This window comes from Pontibacter brevis, from assembly GCF_054779655.1.
On sequence record NZ_BAAGXV010000027.1, the window covers coordinates 76,472 to 94,081 of the forward strand.

13 protein-coding genes and 1 riboswitch are annotated in these 17,610 nt (G+C 48.6%); of the genes, 5 read left to right on the plus strand and 8 right to left on the minus strand.

Going from position 1 to position 17,610, the window contains the following annotated elements:
• Positions 1–219 precede the first annotated feature (219 nt).
• Positions 220–2,682: a type IA DNA topoisomerase gene (locus ACYVB1_RS08180; protein WP_460922606.1), complete on the plus strand. Its 2,463-nt coding sequence runs from the start codon at positions 220–222 to the stop codon at positions 2,680–2,682.
• A gap of 121 nt (positions 2,683–2,803) precedes the next feature.
• On the opposite strand, the gene ACYVB1_RS08185 is transcribed toward ACYVB1_RS08180, so the two are convergent.
• Positions 2,804–3,205, minus strand: coding sequence for a hypothetical protein (locus ACYVB1_RS08185; RefSeq protein ID WP_460922609.1), 402 nt, complete (start codon positions 3,203–3,205; stop codon positions 2,804–2,806).
• A gap of 512 nt (positions 3,206–3,717) precedes the next feature.
• Here ACYVB1_RS08185 and ACYVB1_RS08190 point away from each other — a divergent pair.
• Complete coding sequence (locus tag ACYVB1_RS08190; protein ID WP_460922612.1) at positions 3,718–4,764, plus strand: SWFGD domain-containing protein; 1,047 nt, start codon at positions 3,718–3,720, stop codon at positions 4,762–4,764.
• Positions 4,765–4,933: 169 nt separating this feature from the next.
• The gene (locus ACYVB1_RS08195) at positions 4,934–5,545 is read left to right on the plus strand and encodes a porin family protein (RefSeq protein ID WP_460922614.1); all 612 of its coding nucleotides are present in this window, start codon (positions 4,934–4,936) and stop codon (positions 5,543–5,545) included.
• Between the two features lie 244 nt (positions 5,546–5,789).
• Here ACYVB1_RS08195 and ACYVB1_RS08200 read toward each other — a convergent pair whose 3' ends face one another.
• From ACYVB1_RS08200 to ACYVB1_RS08210, 3 genes are all read right to left on the minus strand, one after another.
• The gene (locus tag ACYVB1_RS08200) at positions 5,790–7,355 is read right to left on the minus strand and encodes a SulP family inorganic anion transporter (RefSeq protein ID WP_460922618.1); all 1,566 of its coding nucleotides are present in this window, start codon (positions 7,353–7,355) and stop codon (positions 5,790–5,792) included.
• A gap of 143 nt (positions 7,356–7,498) precedes the next feature.
• On the minus strand, positions 7,499–8,881 hold the full coding sequence (locus tag ACYVB1_RS08205; RefSeq protein ID WP_460922621.1) for a sensor histidine kinase: 1,383 nt from the start codon (positions 8,879–8,881) through the stop codon (positions 7,499–7,501).
• The gene (locus ACYVB1_RS08210; RefSeq protein WP_460922749.1) at positions 8,878–9,561 is read right to left on the minus strand and encodes a response regulator transcription factor; all 684 of its coding nucleotides are present in this window, start codon (positions 9,559–9,561) and stop codon (positions 8,878–8,880) included. Before ACYVB1_RS08210 ends, ACYVB1_RS08205 begins: the two co-directional genes overlap by 4 nt.
• Positions 9,562–9,820: 259 nt before the next feature.
• Between ACYVB1_RS08210 and ACYVB1_RS08215 the strand changes: the two genes are divergently transcribed.
• Positions 9,821–10,021, plus strand: coding sequence for a cation transporter dimerization domain-containing protein (locus ACYVB1_RS08215; RefSeq protein ID WP_460922752.1), 201 nt, complete (start codon positions 9,821–9,823; stop codon positions 10,019–10,021).
• Positions 10,022–10,189: 168 nt separating this feature from the next.
• Here the strand turns inward: ACYVB1_RS08215 and ACYVB1_RS08220 are convergent, their stop codons facing one another.
• The 4 genes from ACYVB1_RS08220 to ACYVB1_RS08235 all read right to left on the minus strand — a co-directional run bounded on the left by ACYVB1_RS08220 (position 10,190) and on the right by ACYVB1_RS08235 (position 15,880).
• On the minus strand, positions 10,190–10,549 hold the full coding sequence (locus ACYVB1_RS08220; protein ID WP_460922624.1) for a DUF1801 domain-containing protein: 360 nt from the start codon (positions 10,547–10,549) through the stop codon (positions 10,190–10,192).
• Between the two features lie 196 nt (positions 10,550–10,745).
• Positions 10,746–11,384 (minus strand): DsbA family protein, encoded by a 639-nt coding sequence (locus ACYVB1_RS08225; protein ID WP_460922627.1) that lies wholly within the window; start codon positions 11,382–11,384, stop codon positions 10,746–10,748.
• Between the two features lie 76 nt (positions 11,385–11,460).
• A complete protein-coding gene (locus ACYVB1_RS08230) occupies positions 11,461–12,240 on the minus strand; it encodes a glucose 1-dehydrogenase (protein WP_460922630.1) in 780 nt (259 codons plus the stop codon).
• 256 nt (positions 12,241–12,496) lie between these two features.
• On the minus strand, positions 12,497–15,880 hold the full coding sequence (locus tag ACYVB1_RS08235) for a ThuA domain-containing protein (protein ID WP_460922633.1): 3,384 nt from the start codon (positions 15,878–15,880) through the stop codon (positions 12,497–12,499).
• Positions 15,881–16,629: 749 nt separating this feature from the next.
• Here ACYVB1_RS08235 and ACYVB1_RS08240 point away from each other — a divergent pair.
• Positions 16,630–17,349: a hypothetical protein gene (locus ACYVB1_RS08240; RefSeq protein WP_460922636.1), complete on the plus strand. Its 720-nt coding sequence runs from the start codon at positions 16,630–16,632 to the stop codon at positions 17,347–17,349.
• A gap of 145 nt (positions 17,350–17,494) precedes the next feature.
• Positions 17,495–17,598: riboswitch (SAM riboswitch) on the plus strand.
• Positions 17,599–17,610 lie beyond the last annotated feature (12 nt).

A 17,610-nucleotide genomic window follows, 5' to 3' on the forward strand; every position in this document is an offset into this window, starting at 1 on the left:
GAAATTCAACAGAGCGGCTAACTTAATCTTGCCCCCTGACTGCACAGCCTTTCCTCTGGCCCGTGCACCTTCTAACCACCTACTACGTTTGCATGTTCCGGGTTATTGGGCTATAGCTGCAAAGTTAAGCTGACGCGCAGATAATAGCTGCTGCGCCTCGTTTATAAGCCCCAAAAATCGTAAATTTGACTTCTGTAGGAACCATTAATTCTGATTTACTTGAAAGTTTGTATTGCTGAGAAACCGAGTGTAGCCCGTGAGATAGCCATGGTGATAGGTGCCAAATCGAAGAAGGACGGCTATTATGAAGGCAACGGCTATCAGGTGACCTGGACCTTTGGCCACTTTTGTACGCTGCGTGAGCCGGACGACTACCGCCCGGAGTGGAAGCGCTGGAGCCTGTATGATTTGCCGATGCTGCCCGAACGCTATGGTATAAAGCTGATGAAAGACAGCGGTGTGCAGAAGCAGTTCAGCATCATAAAGAAATTACTGGAGAAAGCCGAAGAGGTGATTAACTGCGGGGATGCCGGGCAGGAAGGAGAAGTAATTCAGCGCTGGGTGCTGACGGAGGCAAACTACCGTAAGCCCTTCAAGCGCCTCTGGATTTCGTCGCTCACCGAAGACGCCATCCGGCAGGGCTTTGCGCAACTGCGCGAGGGCTCTGAGTTCGACTCGCTGTACCAGGCTGGCAAGAGCCGCGCCATCGGCGACTGGCTGCTGGGCCTGAACGCCACCCGCCTTTTCACCCTGAAGTATGCGAACGGCAGCCGCCAGACGCTCTCCATCGGCAGAGTGCAGACGCCTACGCTGGCCATGCTGGTGAACCGCCACCACGAGATTGCCAATTTTGTACCGCAGCCTTACTGGGAACTGAAAACCGTTTACCGCGACACCACCTTTTCCAGCACCAACGGCCGCTTTCAGAAAGAGGAAGAGGCGCAGAAGATAATGGATGCCATACGGCAGGAGGAACTGACGATAACGGATGTCGAGATTAAGAAAGGTACCGAGTCGCCTCCCAAGCTGTTTGACCTGACCTCGCTGCAGATTGAGTGCAACAACAAGCTGAGCCTCTCGGCTGATGAGACGCTGAAGACAGTGCAGAGCCTGTATGAGAAAAAAGTAGTTTCCTACCCACGCGTTGATACGACGTTCCTGCCAGACGATATTTACCCGAAGATACCGGGCATCCTGCAGGGCCTGAATAACTATAGCCAGGAGGTGGCACCGCTGCTGCAAAGCAAAATCAGGAAAACGAAGAAAGTATTCAACAACAATAAAGTAACCGACCACCACGCCATCATCCCTACAGGGGCAGCGGCAGGCAGCCTGTATGGACGTGAGGCAGATGTTTACGACATCATCACGCGCCGCTTCATCGCTGCTTTTTACCCGGACTGTATTGTGAGCAACACCACCGTGATGGCCGAATCGGCAGGTTATGCCTTCCGGGTGCGGGGCAAGCAGATCCTGGAACCGGGCTGGCGTGTGCTGTATGGTGCCGATGACATAAAGTCTTCAGACGCACCGACCGGCAAAGAAGGCGAAAACAAGGAGGAAGAGGAAGCTACCGGCGTGCTGCCCAATTTCGAAAAGGGCGAGCACGGACCGCACGAACCGCTGCTGGACAAGAAGATGACCAACCCACCGAAGGAGTACACAGAGGCGACTCTGCTGCGCGCTATGGAAACAGCCGGACGCCAGGTGGAAGACGATGAACTGAAGGAGGCCCTGAAGGAAAACGGTATCGGCCGCCCTTCCACGCGGGCTGCCATCATCGAGACGCTGTACAAGCGCCAGTATATCCGCAAGGAGAAAAAGAAGATAGTGCCCACGCAGATGGGCATCGACCTGATTGGCGTTATCCGGAACCAGACCCTAAAATCGGCGGAGATGACGGGGCAGTGGGAGCGCAAGCTGCGCCAGATTGAGGGCGGAGAGTTCAGGGCTGAGGCTTTCCTGCAGGAACTGCAGGACTTTGTTATCAGCCTGGTCCAGGAGGTAAAGTACGACCATGCCGCCACTGTTACCCTGGAACCGCAGCAGCAGGAATCATCTAAGCCGGGTAAGCAGCCTACAAAGAAATCAGCTCCTGCTCCAAAGGCAGCGAAAGCCCCTGCAGCTCCTACCGCAGGCATGGGCCCCTGCCCTGCCTGTAAAGAAGGACATATACTGAAGGGGTCAAAGGCGTACGGCTGCATCCGTTATAAGGAGGGCTGTCGCTTTCTGATACCGATCGACCAGCAGGGAAAGGAGCTAACTGAGAAGCAGGTACAGGCTTTGCTCAGCAAAGGCAAGACGCCTGTCATCAAAGGCTTCAAAGATGAACAGGGTGAAAACTTTGATGCGGTTGTAAAATTAGGCAGCGCCAACCAGTTGGTACTGGAGAAAGTGGAAAAGGCCCCTGCAGCGGATCCTTTCGAACAGTGCCCGCGCTGCAAGCAGGGCAAACTACTGAAGGGCAAAACGGCCTACGGCTGCAGCCGTTTCCGGGAGGGTTGCCGTTTCCTGGTTCCTTTCGAGATGGGCGGCAGACAGTTAACGGACAAACAGATAGCCGCCCTCGTTCTGAAAGGTAAAACACCTAAAATCAAAGGATTTATTTCAGAGAAAACCGGTGACTCATTTGATGCCGCCCTAAAGCTAAACGAACAGTGGCAGGTAGTTTACCAGTTCTAGGGCAACCTGCACTCCCTTCCATCTGCCATTCCTATTACCAGCACAAAAGTATAAGCCTCAGCCATAAAAAAAGCGGCAACCGTAATGCTACGGTTGCCGCTTCTAAAGCTTTAGGGGTTCTTTACTCTACTGTAAAGTTAACTTCCTCTGCTTTTACGTTTGTACGCATATCTTTGGCGCTGATCTTTAAAGTATACGTACCGGGTACTATACCTCGCAGAGATACCAGCGTATCAAACTCAACTACAGTCTTGTTAGGTTGCTTGCTGAAATCAATCAGTGGCTTTTCGCCATTAGCACCTAGCACCTGAAAGTCGATGCTATTTACTTTATCCTTATCTACTACCGTTACATAAACCTGTAAACCTTGCTCGGCTGTAACAGTAGGGTTTTTAGTGGGACTGTTGACCTTTAAGCTTGGAACAGATCCATCTGGCTGCAAGCTTCCGTCCTCGAACAAATCCTCACATGCCGTAAGCATACATACGGCTGCCATAGAGGCTAGCATTGTTTTCAATTTCATAATATTGGCTAAAAGTTGTAAGTCTGCCTTTGGCGACAGCATTAATTTTGCACTTCTTTTATCTAGCCTCCAGCGGGTCCCTCCCGGAAGCATAATGCAAATTTAGAAAGATTGTTTGAATGTCAAAGAACAAGAACATAAAAATTTACAATTCTAGATATAATATATAGATGTGTTAGTGTGTTAAAAACTCGCCTACAACATTACACATCAAGCATATATACAGACCATATCTACTATAACGCCACAACGGTTATATAAATTATAATTTAAAGTACAATTATTTACTTTTCCGCAGCTCCTAAACGTATCCCTTAACAAAGGCTAAAATTGCACAGAAAAAATTAGGTATAAATAGCGCTGATTTGAAAAAACCGTGCTCCCGCTTTAGATTCTAAGGTGCATACAGTGAATAAACTTTAAGTATTTATAACCGTAAAAAAATAAGTAGAATGTTGTCATTGGCGCCATTCCACACTTTTGAGATTCTTTCAACTAAAAACTATTGAACTATGAGAAGCTATGAAAATTCGGGCTACAACCCGTACAACAGTAACGACAGGTCCCAGACAAGGGGATCCAGACGAAATTATTACTCAGATGATTATGATATAACTAACCAGGACCGTGGTAGCTCGCGCACAAACACCAGCCGCGATAGCAGCGACTTTGGTTCAGGCTTTGATACTTTCTCTAACTCAGGTTATGCCGGTTCTTCCATGAACTTTAACCGTTCAGGAGAGTTCCGCAACTCTGACTCAAACTATAACTACAGCGGTATGAGCAACCGTTATGGCAATGACAGAGACCAGCATAACACAGGCTATGGAACAAGCAGTTCTTACGGCTCATCTAACCGCTACGGCAACGACAGAAACCGCGATAACAACAGCTGGACTGATAAGCTGGAGAACACCTGGGACAGAATGACCAACAGCGACGACGACGACGATAACTACAGAAACAGAAGCTACGGCTCCTCCGGCAGATACAACTCTGACAGAGGGTACGATGCTGGCTCAAGCTACTCAGGCCGCTATGGCTCAGACAATGACTACGATTCGTCTAGTAACAACCGTTTTGGTTCTTTGAGCAACTATGGTTCTAACTCTGGCAGTAACTATGGTTCCGGTTCTTTAGGCTCAGGTGCTACAGGATATGGTTCCAGCTCATCAATGGGTGGCAACTCAGGCTATGGTAACGCGACCTATGGCACAGGTTATACCACATCAAACTATGGCACCTCTTACGGTTCATCTGACAGAGACAGAGACCGATATTCATCAAACTATGACAGAGACCGCTATAGCTCCGATAACGACAGAAATGACTACGGCAGGAACAGAAACAATGACGATGACCGTGGTTTCTTTGATAGAGCCGGAGACGAGGTGAAGTCATGGTTTGGCGATGATGAAGCCGAACGAAGAAGAAGAATGGATGAAGCCCGCGACCGTAGCCGGGACAACGACAGGTATGGGAGCAGAACAACAGGAAACACCTATAACGGACCTCCCTACTCTTACGGATCATCTTCGCGCAGAGACTATGAGTGGTAGAAACTCCAACAGGCGGCCGTATTCTTACGGCTACCAACGGTAGCACTACCTGAGGATAGTGGATGTAACTCCACAGAAAACCCCGCTGCAAGTAGCAGCGGGGTTTTTAATTTTATGCCATTCCTAAGTTATGCTNAATCAACCTAAAAAGAAAACAAAAATTACAAAGATGATGAAGAAACTGATGCTGCTTCTGGTTCTGGCGCTGGCTACGACCACAGGATTTGCCCAGAGCCTTGGCATAAAAGCAGGGGCAACGTACACAACTTTTAAAGGCAATGATGCGCAGGACTACGACTCCCGCGTGGGGTATACGGCTGGCCTTGTACTGCAGCGGCATTTCAATACCCTGATGGGCATTCAGGTAGAGGCGCTGTATACAGCCAGGGGAGCTAAACGCCTGTCCAACGCCGGCAACAATGAGGTAGAAGAGTCGTTCCGGCTGAACTATGTAGATGTACCTGTCTTGTTTCATGTCTCAGCCGGGGGACTGTTTTTCGACTTAGGACCTCAGGCGTCTTTTATCGTAAAAGCAAATCATATGCGGGAGATCACCTCCGGCAGTACCACCACTTCCTCTAAAACAGACATTACGGATCAGCCTTATACTATAGACTTTGGTTATGCAGCCGGTATTGGCTACCGTGCAGACAATGGGATTGGCCTGGAACTGAGATACAACGGTGGCTTAAAGAACATTGATGATGAAGGACCATTCGCTGGCAAAGAACGTAGAAACTCAGGCTTCAACCTGATGCTGAGCTACTTTTTAGGTCATTAAGGTATTGCACCAGATTTATCTGAAACATAAGAGGCCCTTGCTTTTGGCAAGGGCCTCTTATGTTTCAGATAAATCTTATACTTCTTTATTCTTCTTAACCCCTCCACACTATAGATGTGTTCGTAACGCTTAAACGAATGCATTTACCTATTACTGGCTTACGGAGGGTACAAAGGATGCCTCCTGAACGTGAACCATCCACCATGGTGCCTGCTGCAAAGGACAAGTTCAGGAAGCCTGAAGCTTAGTGCATCTCCATTATATTCACCTCTTTGATGTTGTACACCTCAACCAGGATGTCACGCTCATGGGCTGTTTTCTTAAATTCCATAATTGCCTCCAACACGTCATAGTCTATATACTCGGTGTTCTCTCCGTCGATGATAACATGACTATTGTGGGGCATTTGGTCCAGGGTCATGATAATGCTGGCTTTGTTCAGGAAAGAAACGTGCTCACTCAGCTTAATGCGAATGATGTCACGGTTCGGCGACTCCTCTTTGTGGAAGAAATAAGGCGAGTTGTAGTTTGCCTTCAGAATGTAGAAGACACCTACTGCCAAACCTATACAGATACCTATCAACAGGTCAGTGAAGAGGATGGCAATGATAGTGACAATAAAAGGCACAAACTGCTCATGTCCCAGCCGGAACTGATTCTTGTAGAGGGCAGGTTTCGTCAGCTTGTAACCTACAACAAGTAACACAGCAGCAAGGGCCGAGAGCGGTATTCGATTCAGGAAACCAGCCAGGAAAAACACTGCTGATAAGAGTAAAACACCATGCACAAAAGCAGAAACGCGTGTCTGAGCACCAGATGTAACGTTGGCTGTTCCCCGAACAATTACAGCAGTCATCGGGAGGCCACCTAACATACCCGCTACAATGTTACCCACTCCCTGGGCTTTCAATTCACGATTCAGATCACTTCGGCGCTTATGCGGGTCCAGCTTATCTATTGCTTCTATACTCAGCAGGGTCTCGAGGCTTGCCACAATGGCTATCGTGAAGGCTACTATATACAAATCAATATCAGCAAGAGACCCGAAGTCAGGCAGCATCAGCACATTACCTAACTCCGCGAAGCTTCCTATGTTCGGGATGCTTACGAGGTGAGACTCGGCAATAGCCAACGAAGGGAAATAGTTGATGAACAAAGCATTGAGAGCAATAGAAAGTAGCACCACCACCAAGGCACCTGGCACAAATTTGAAGAACTTAAAGCGCTTCAATGCATTTGTATCCCATGCGACTAATATAATTAGAGAGATAACCCCCACAAGCAGGGCACCTAACTGTATAGAAGAGAAGGCGTAGCCTATTTCAGAGAAGGTATTGCGGCCATCCGGCTGAAAGAATTGCATTTCTCCAAAAAAGTCTTCATCGGCACCCATAAAGTGCGGAATCTGCTTCAGGATAAGAATAAGGCCAATGGCGGCAAGCATACCCTTTATTACAGAAGAAGGAAAGTAAAGGCCAATTACACCTGCTTTCATAAAACCCAGGACCAGCTGTAAAACACCTGCCAGCACCACGGCCATAATAAAAGCCTCAAAGGACCCAAGTGTTTCCAGTCCGTTCAGCACAATAACTGTTAAGCCGGCAGCCGGGCCACTAACAGCCAAATTAGAGCCGCTCAGCCAGGATACTAACACACCTGCAACTATACCGGTAATAAGCCCCGAGAAAAGTGGTGCTCCCGACGCCAGGGCAATTCCAAGGCAAAGAGGGAGTGCCACAAGAAATACAACCAAGCCCGCTGGTATATCTTTCCCTAAATTGGCGGTTAAACTATTGTGGTCTTTCTCCATTTTGAGTTCAAAAAGTTTATGCAAAAAACAGTTTTATACCAGCACGGTTGTGAAACTTACACACTATCTGATAATTGTATGAACGTACGAGCAAGACATTAATATGGAATTAAAATGAGATTAAAACTAGATTAAAATGAGACTTAGGGAATAAAAAGATAGGCCTGCGGAAGCTTTAGAACCACCTCCGTTCCTTCGTTGATTTTGGAATTTACCGTTATTGAACCGCCATGCAGCTTCAGGATCCGCTCTGCCAGTGGCAGCCCGATGCCATGCCCTGTTATGCTGCGAACATTCTCAGCCCTGAAGAAAGGCACAAAAACATGCTTCAGGTCTTCTGCGGAAATACCGATACCACGGTCCCTTACCTCCAGCCATACCTCCTGCTTCTGTACAATAATTCGCCCGGTGGCCGTTTTGCCAGACGGAGAGAACTTTACAGCGTTCTCCAGCACGTTCAGCACGGCAATAAGCAGCAAGGTCTCATTGCCTTTTACAATGAGCCGGTTCTCATCATCCGGAAAATTGGCAAAGTCAATATCAATAGATGCATCAGCATGTCGCTTCAGGGCCTGATCCCTGGCCATCCAGACCAGTTCATCAAACCGGAGGTGGGTCTTCTCTATTTTAGAGGTATCTATACTTGCCTGGGCGATGTGCAGCAGTCCGTTCAGCAGTTCAGCCAGCAGGCGGGCGTCCTCCAGAGCAGACTGTAGCACCCGCTCATACTCTTTCTGCTCCCTGGGCTTCATCAGGGCTACCTCCAACTCCCCTATCATCACAGTCAGGGGGGTGCGCAGTTCATGGGAGGCATTCGAAACAAAGGTACGCTGCATCTCAAAGGCAAGCTCCAGGCGGTCCAGCATCTTGTTAAATGTCTGCGCCAGTTCCGATACTTCGTCTCTGCCGTCAGCGTTGGTCAGGCGCATGTGCAGGTCTTTGATACTCACTCTCTCCACCTCCCGCACTACTTTCATAATCGGCCGCATGGCCTGTTTGGAGAAAGCCCATCCTGCCACCAACACCAGCACCATTGACCCAAAGAAGCACACAATCAGGATGACCTTCAGGTGCTGCAGTTTGCGCAGGCTATAGGCATCCACAGAGGAGGCTAGCACAATAAAGTCGCCCTGGTTGTCGGGGTAATAAATTCCTACCACCTGCCGTGCATCCTGTTCATACTGCAGCCTCTTTTTCTCCTTAATCTCTTGCAGCACCTCAGGAGTCACTCCAAGCCACCCCTCTCCCTTGGCAAAAATAAGGTCGCCGTTGGCCTGAAATATTCGGATGGCTTCGTAAGGCAGTTCCTGGAAATAGCTTATCTGGTTGCTCCTGCGCTGCCTGTCGTCTACTTCATCGGCCTCCAGCAAGTGGCTGGCCACAATAGAGGCCCTCCGGTCAATCCGGTTATAGAAATCGTCCTGCCGGTACAGCGAGGTGAAATAGTAGACTACCAGCGAAAAGAGGAGAAGTATCAGGGCTGTGATACTGGCAAACTGCAGGGTAAGCTTATTTCTGATTCTCATGCTTCGTCCTGTTCCCTTAGCACGTAGCCCATACCCACAAGCGTATGTATGAGCTTTGTGGAATGGCCCTTATCTACTTTCTTACGAAGAAAATTGATGTAAACGTCTATCACGTTGCTGCCCGTATCGAAAGAGGTTTCCCATACCTGCTCCGTGATATCTACCCGCGACACCACCCTGCCTTTGTTGCGCAGCAGGTAGTACAGTAGTGCGAATTCACGGGCAGTCAGGCTTACAGGCTTGCCAGCTCTGTGCACAGTTTTTTTGTTCACATCCAGCTCCAGGTCCGCTATGTGCAGCTTTTCACTGGTTACGATTTCGGTACTGCGGCGGGAAAGCGCCCTGATCCGCGCGAGTAGCTCCTTAAACTCAAAGGGCTTTGCCAGGTAATCATCCGCCCCCGCATCAAGGCCCACTATCTTGTCATCAGTGCTTCCCAGTGCTGTCAGCATCATGATAGAAACGCTGCTGTTATGTCGGCGAATCTCGCGGCACACGTCCAGCCCGCTCATATTAGGCAGGATGATGTCCAGTATTATCAGGTCATACTCATTCTGCAGCGCCAGCTTCACCCCAAAAATGCCATCATAAGCCTGGTCCACCTCATAGGACTGTTCTTCGAGGCCCTTTTTTATAAAGGAAGCTACTTTGGGCTCGTCTTCTATCAGCAGTATTCTCATCATGTAAATTGACCAGGGTTCATCTGGATGTTATGTTACGAAAGTAAATTCAAATTACCACTGTACACAAAGCTACAACACAATATCAAAACAAATGCAGGAAGCCTGAGCTGCGCCGATGAAGTTCCAGCTAACCCCGTTTTCATTTTAATGCTGTGGCACACGCACATCGCCACCATACCGGGCATCGCCACGATGCCCGCAATAACATAAGAGTCACTTTTATCCTGAACTTCGGCTTAGCTATCCTGTACACGCCATACACGATCTGCACAGCTGGACATTGGGTGGCACCTATTACGTGCTGACACTACATGCCGTGATAGCTCCGAATTTGAAAATGCAACAGGCAGAGGCGCTGAAGAAAAGTGTAAGGAAAGCTATGGCTGACATAGATATACAGCATGTTACGGTGGAGCTGGAAACAGCAGAGGATTGCAGCCACCAGGAATACCTCTGAGAAACGCGCGAAATATCAGAAGCTGAACCAGGCTCGTGGAGAAATAAGCGCAGCACCAAACCACAACAAGCCTGCTATAAAGCAAAACTGCTTTCGCTGACCGAGGCGGGACAACAGAAGCAGTTTTGACAAGAGTCGCTTACAGACAAAGAATAACTAAGCGTATGGTTAGTTCTGGTTTAGGTGTACCGCCTCCCGAATGAGGTCTCCAAAGTAGTCTTCATCTATGTCCTGCAGCGAGCGCACTTTTATGTGTGGGTACTGCCCGTTACGGCTCACAAGCCGTCGCTTCGGATCAGACAGTTCTTTGCCGCGGAAAAAACCGAAATGGATGCCGCTGCGCGAAGAGGCGAAATAACAAACTGGGCCATAGAAAAAATAGCAGGCACAATCCCACCGCACCGTCTCTTCCAGATGTGCAACAGAGGCGGCAACAATGCGTCGGACTTCTTTTGCAAGCTCTTGTTTTTCAGGTGCAAGGGATTCAATATACATGTCTACTTGGTTGGTTGTCGTTCTGCTTTTCATATAGGTATTGTCTCTGGTAGGAGATAGCATCATAAATATACTAATATTTTAATATATACACCAAACCAGCCTTTTAAGTTTAGATTTGCATATATTTTTTTATTAAAATATATAAATTAATACACCTTACACAGAGACAAAACCAGCTATAGGCTGCAGAACAGCAGGTTAGTAACAGAAAAGCTATAAGAACCGGCTATACCTGCTCCAGTATCTGCAACAGGCGCTGCTCTAACTGGTCTAAAGGCACATACCCATGTACAAGCTTTTCTACTCCGCGGCCTGTCTGCACCAGCACACTCGGAAAAGTAGCAGCCCCAATACTATCCACGTAACTGAACTCCTCCTCCATTTGCTGCATAATTTCGTCTGATTCGAAGAGGGCCAGGAACAGGTTCTCTCTGATTCCGAATAAACTGACGAGGCGCACTAACACTGCTGTTTCTTTCAGGTCAAGGCCATCTACAAAAAAGGCGGAATGAAAGGCCCGCAGCACCTCCAGCACGAGCTTTGGCCGAAGCAGGCGCACACATAACAGTGCACGGCAGGCAGGCTCAGTATTGTAAACAAAGTCCCGCTGTTTGAAAAAGCGGTAATCGAAAGGTTGAAAAGTGTGTTCCTGTATTCTGTGCCAGCTCACCGCTTGTTTACTTTTTTCTTCCACCGGAAGCGGCTCAGTTGCATGCGCATACATGTCACCAAGCAGCACCTGCACATTTAACCTGCCATGCCAGAGGGCACGCAACCGGCGCACAACAGGCGTAAAACCATAGCACCAGGGGCACATAGGGTTGGTTACGTAAATCAAAGTAGGAGCATGTGGTGCATGTACCATAGGCAAAGTTTTTGCTTTTAGTTTACAGCAAAGGCTAAATAAGAGTTATGTTTTATTGGGTTATGGGTCTGTCAATTCACTTGTAAATCATTTTCACAGTCATGCCTCCATCTATGGCAAGGCTTTGCCCTGTAATAAACCCGGCTTTATCAGAGCAAAGGAACAGAGCAGCTTCAGCGATGTCTTCAGGCATGCCTACCCGCCCGACCGGGTGCTGCTCTTTGTCTTCCCTGCTATGCTGCGGATAATAGCGCTGACTTTCTTTTTCCCACTCTCCTACTTCTATCCAGCCGGGGGCAATGGCATTTACCCTCACATGCTCCGCTGTTAAGCTAACGGCCAGCGAATGCGTAAGGGCTTCAAGTCCGCCTTTTGAAGCGGAATAGGGAAAGGTGTTTGGCTCCGACATAAAGGCGCGGGTACTGGAGATATTCAGAATGGCCGGGTGAGCGGCTTGCTGCAACAGCGGTAGCGCATATTTGGCGCATAATAGTGGCCCCCGCAGGTTCACTGCCAGCACCCTGTCAAACACTGCTATATCCATTTCCTGCAGCGGCTTCACAAAAGGGTCGGCAATACCGGCATTGTTAACCAACGCATCCAGCACACCGTGCTTCTGGCTTACCTGCTGCATCAGGTGCTGTACCTGCTCTTCCAAAGCCACGTCACACCGTATAAACTCTACCTGCAGCTGCTGCTTCCTGAGCCTTTCCAAAGCTTCCTGCCCGGCTTCTTCGTCGGCGTCGGCTATGATAACGCTTGCCCCTGCCTTGCCGAAAGCCTGAGCCATACCAAAGCCAATGCCCTGGCCACCGCCCGTAATCAAAATAACTTTTGAGGTGTAGTAGTCTTTCATCGTATTAGTCTTTCTGATGGATACGGACAGAAACACCTTACCTGTTGCCTCCAAGGTCCTGCAAGGCTTGATTGGAAGGTTTTTGTTAAAGGCAAGCGGTCTATTCCCATTGCCAACTTACGAGGTTCTTATGGCCCTTTAGGAGAACCCATGAACAACACGGAGTCGCCACAAACCTGATTAACCATTGAACGAGTAAAAAAAAGAGGCTTCCTTCATCAGGAAGCCTCTTTTTAGGGGTACTGCAAGAAAATTTCTATTTATTCATGGCAGTTGCTGTTCCTGTAGACGGCACAAATTTAACCGTTTTCAGCACATGATTCTGGCCTGTTGCACCACCTGTGTGCCGCACCACGATGTAAACGTCCTGCTGCTTGTTAGCCGGAACATTCTGTATCGTTATGGTGGCAGGAGTTGGCTTTCTTTCACCGGACAGGCTGATTTGCCCTTCTCCTATTTTCTGACCATCCGGCTTGCCTAATCTTACCTCCAGGGCATATTGACTTGCCTCACCGTTTCCGATGCCTGTCAGTTCAATGCTGCCAATGTTTGTCAGGTCAAGCTGATTTCCTTTCACCCAACCGGTTGTGCCCGGGAAGATGAGGTAAGTTGCACCGCTAAAGGTTGCCTTACTGAACCCGTTGACAGAAGCGAAATCAGCCGCATCCATGGCATTGTTTCTGAGGTAAACGGCGTCAGAGCCAGCCAATGGCTTGATGCCTGCTCCGCCCTGGTCGGTATAAGTGGCAGCCAGTTTCAGCACGGTATTGTCTTTCTGCTGCGGGTCCAGTTTTGGTACCACCTGACCGCTTGCTGGCAGCGACTGACGTGCATTTGCGGTGTTACCCAAAGAAAGAATCCACTGCACAATCTGTTTTGCATCAGAAGCCGGCATATTCGGGTGAGCCGGCATGGCTGCCTCGCCCCATACACCGCTTCCGCCTTTGATGATCTTATTTGTCAGGTGCTGCATCGCATCACGGTCTTTCTGGTATTTCTGTGCTACCTGCGTATAAGTCGGCCCGATGGACTTCTCGTTTACAGCGTGGCACGCTTTACAGTCGGAGCTTAACATCAGGTTTTTACCTAGCATCTCAGCCGACACTATCTGGTGGCCCATAGAGGCACCCGCCATGTCTGTGCCCTCTACATAATCCGCAGAAACAAACAGGTTGCTGTTGTCCACTGTGCCATCTTCGTCTGTTACTTTCACCTGGTACTGCACGGGCTGCCCTTCAAAGTAGAAGCTGCGGTTACCCTGCACGACTACGTTCACTTTTGGCTGCTCATTTCCGGCATAAAGCGACACCACATTACTCTTGGTAGAAGCATAATGCTGATCAAACACCTCTACACTGATGTTATGGTCTCCTTTGGCACCAAAAGTATGATTCAGCTTTGGCTCAGTAGTTTCTTTCTTCTTATCACCTACCGTCCACACGTATCGCAGCCTGTCGTTTTCCGGATCTATGGCCTCGACTGTGGCCGTAACGGTAAGCGGTGCTTTTCCGCTCATCTTATCAACGGTTACACCTGCTACCTTCGGTGGTCTGTTACCTGCCAGGTAATCTATTCTGGCCAGGCCGGAATCTTCGTTTTTAGCAAACCAGCCGGAGCCGTACTCCAGTATATAAAGCTTGCCATCAGGACCTACCTCCATGTCTATTGGTGCATTAAGGTCAATGGTGGACATAAACGGCTCCATCTTTTCAAAATTACCGTTCTCATCCATTGTCACAGCCTTAATCCAGCCCCGCATCCAGTCATAAATAAACAGCTTACCATCATAGTAAGAGGAGTATCGGGTGGCTTCCGGGAACATATCGGAATAGTACACAGGGCCCGCCATGGCGTTACGGCCACCAGTGCCTAACTGCGGGAAATCTGGTGATTCAGCATAAGGATACCAGATAAAGGCTGGCTGTGCTTCTGGCAACTCCTGTAAGCCCGTGTTATTCGGAGAGTTGTTGATAGGTTTCTTAGGGTCGAAAGTCGGACCTGTTTCCCCTTTGGCATAGTCGTAGCGGTGGTAAGCGTAGTTGTCGCCAATAAACAGCGGCCAGCCGTAGTAACCGGCTTTGCGCGCCTGGTTCACTTCATCATAGCCTCTCGGGCCACGCACATTCAAGCTGTCTGCACCGGCATCCGGTCCTACTTCACCCCAGTAAAGGGCGCCGTTTTTCTGGTCTACTGCAATGCGGTACGGGTTACGGTGTCCCATGGTGTAAATTTCAGGGCGTGCCTTCGGGTTGTTGCCAGGAAACAGGTTACCGTCCGGTATCGTGTAAGTACCGTCTTCGTTTATTTTGATTCGAAGGATTTTACCTCTCAGGTCGTTTGAGTTAGAAGAAGATCTGCGGGCATCATACTGCTCGTGCCCCGGGCGATCATCCAGTGGCGCAAAGCCGTTGTTTACATAAGGCTGCCCCTTCTCGTTGAAAGGCGTTGAGTTATCTCCTGTAGACAGGTACAGGATGTTACCCGGGCCAAAGGCGATAGAACCGCCGGTATGGCAGCAGATGTTTCGCTGTGAGTAGAACTCCAGCATTACTTTTTCAGAGCTGTTGTCCAGTTGCCCGTTTTTGAAAACAAAACGCGACAAACGATTCACAGAAGTATCCATCGGGCTGTAGAACAGGTAGATGTAGTTGTTCTTGCTGAAGTTAGGGTCAGCTGCAAGGCCCATCAGGCCTTCTTCTGCATTCACATCCGGCACTGTTGTTTTGTGGTACACATTCAGCGCGCCAACCTGTTTTACATCACCGGTTTCCTGGTTATAAAGCATCAGTTCACCGCGGCGCTGTGCCACCAGGATGTTCAGGTTAGGGAGAACGGCCATTTCGGTAGGCTCAAAGAACTGGCCCTGGCTCAGCTGCACCTTCACAAAGCGGTCTTCTTCCGGCACACGCTGTGTTTTAACTTTTTCGTAATCAAGCTCCAGGTTCTCACCAATGGCATATTTGATACCTCCTGCCACATGCTTCAGGTACTGTGGGTCCCTGAAAGATTCCTCCGTGTGGCCTAAGCCGGTATAGAAGGCACGACCACCATCGTACTCATGAAACCAAGCCATCGGGTGGTTGTCGCCATTCGTGCCACCTTTGTAGGTGCTCTCATCTATGGTGAGCAGAACCTTAGCGTTGGTGTTCAGATTTTTAAACGAGTACCACTCATCTGCTCTTTCCCATTGCTTCGGCAGGTGCTCAGTAGCCGCATGCTCTGTGTTCACTACACTTAAAACAGCCTTCTGTGGTTCCGGATGGCCGTTGAAGTAGCCACCCACGAGCCTGCCGTACCAGCCCCAGTCATACTCCGTATCGGTAGCGGCGTGTATACCCACAAAGCCACCGCCAGCTTGTATGTAGCGCTCAAAATCCGCTTCCTGGTAATTGTTCAGCACATCACCGGTTGTGTTCAGGAACACAACGGCTGAATACTTCTTAAGTGAATCTTCGTTGAAAACAGCGGCATTGGTAGTAGTGTCTACAATAAAGCCGTGCTCCTCGCCCAACTGCATGAGGGCATTGTTTCCAGCATCAATGGATGCATGGTGAAAGCCACTTGTCTTGCTAAAGACGAGCACCCGGGGATCACCGGAGCGTTTGTCGCTACAAGAAAAGAGTGTAAGGCTGCTTATCATAAATAAGCAAAAGACCTGATAGAGGGAGACCTTTGTTATCATTTATTTTTATGTAGGGGTGTAATAATTGGTATATATGTGTTCTTTTGACGCAATGAGTTTCTGTAACGAGCTTAGAACGCTAAGGATAAAAGATTATTTCAACTGCAACACGGCAGCTAAAACACTTCATAACAGCACATTATACTCTTTACCTGAGTAATCACTTCCTTAACCGTAAAGCATCCTGCCTTAGTTCAATATCAAACAGCCTATAAGTTTAAGGAAATATTTTCGAAGTGCCAACAAAGGAATTATTAGAGTAGGCTCAAAAAAGGCGCTGCGTGCATCTGTCATTATATGAACAGCCGTTCTGAATGCGACTCAGATACTTGTTTTTACAGTCCGGCTATATGTATGTTCTTTCGCTTTTTAGACAAAAGCTTTAAAGGAGTACCTGCACCGCGCTGATTCGCTACACCACTACCTGGTAAAGTGCATCCAGGCGCCGCCTCAAAAGCTGAGCATGTTGCACGAGGACTTGTATAAAGAACAAGAAGCTGCTGCAAGTTATATCCTGAAACAGCTACATCAGATAATGTTACTGTGCAGATACGCAGAGCAAATCTGCCACGGGTGTGACCTGCTTAATTCTGGCCTTATTGCTGCTCTTAGAAATTTTAAGAATTTTCCTTTTACAGGCATCAACAGGAAAAGCGTTACAGCGTTAAACTACTGTGCTAAATTTACCTATATAAACTTGAAAGCGTATGAACACCCTACCTGCCAACTGGCTCACTGAAGGGCTTCTTGATTTTGAGTACAAAAAGTACCTGCTGCTGGCTTACCTCAAAGCTGCCAGATCTGAATTTGGCAAACAGCGCCTCTACCCGGTTTTCTCAGACCTGATCATGCATTACCGCAACCTGCAACAGGTAAAAGCGCATAAGCAGCTGGCATACGAATCGTTTCCGGAGCGTATCAGCCGGGCTGACTTCGAAAAGCTGGAACTGGTATATGAGAAAATTGTGCAGGACGACGAGACAATGCAGCAGATTGAGGAGATAATACAGTATGCTTCTCCCCTCTTCAACGAGGCCCTCTCTGAAGGCAAAGAACTGTATGATTTTGTGGAGCGACACCTGGAAATCAGCTCCGTCGGCATCACACCCATGTACCGCAACGAAGGCTACCTGTTTCTGGAGACCTTCCCGGGCAAAGAGACACAGGTTTATGTATACCGCATTACAGTATTCGAGAACACCTACGAGAAATACAGGGGCATCAACACAAAGCACCTGCAAACAGTGCGCCGCGGGCTGGCACAGACACACGAAAACCTGAAAGTGCAGCTGTTGCGGGAGCGACAGGAATTTCCAAACCCCGCCACGTTTGCGGTGGTGTCTAAAATTCCAGTACCACTGGAGCACTCGCTGCTACCTATTGCCAAGCGCTCCCTGGTTAAGTTTGTGGCGAATCTGGCAGCGTAACCGGAAATAAATTATGAATATCGGAGCAGCTGAGGCCCTTTTTTGCTGCTCCGCAAATATATTTTAAACTAAATAGTAGGCTGTTAAACATTTTTTGGTGTAAATTTGTATAATTAATACCGGTTGACTTAACCGTCAAGATAAAAATTTATAAAGAAGAGGCGAGAGAATAGGCTCTATGACCCTCTGGCAACCACCCGTTTAGGGAAGGTGCCAAGTCCTATCCCGCGTGTTCGGGACATATAAATTTCAGAAACAATG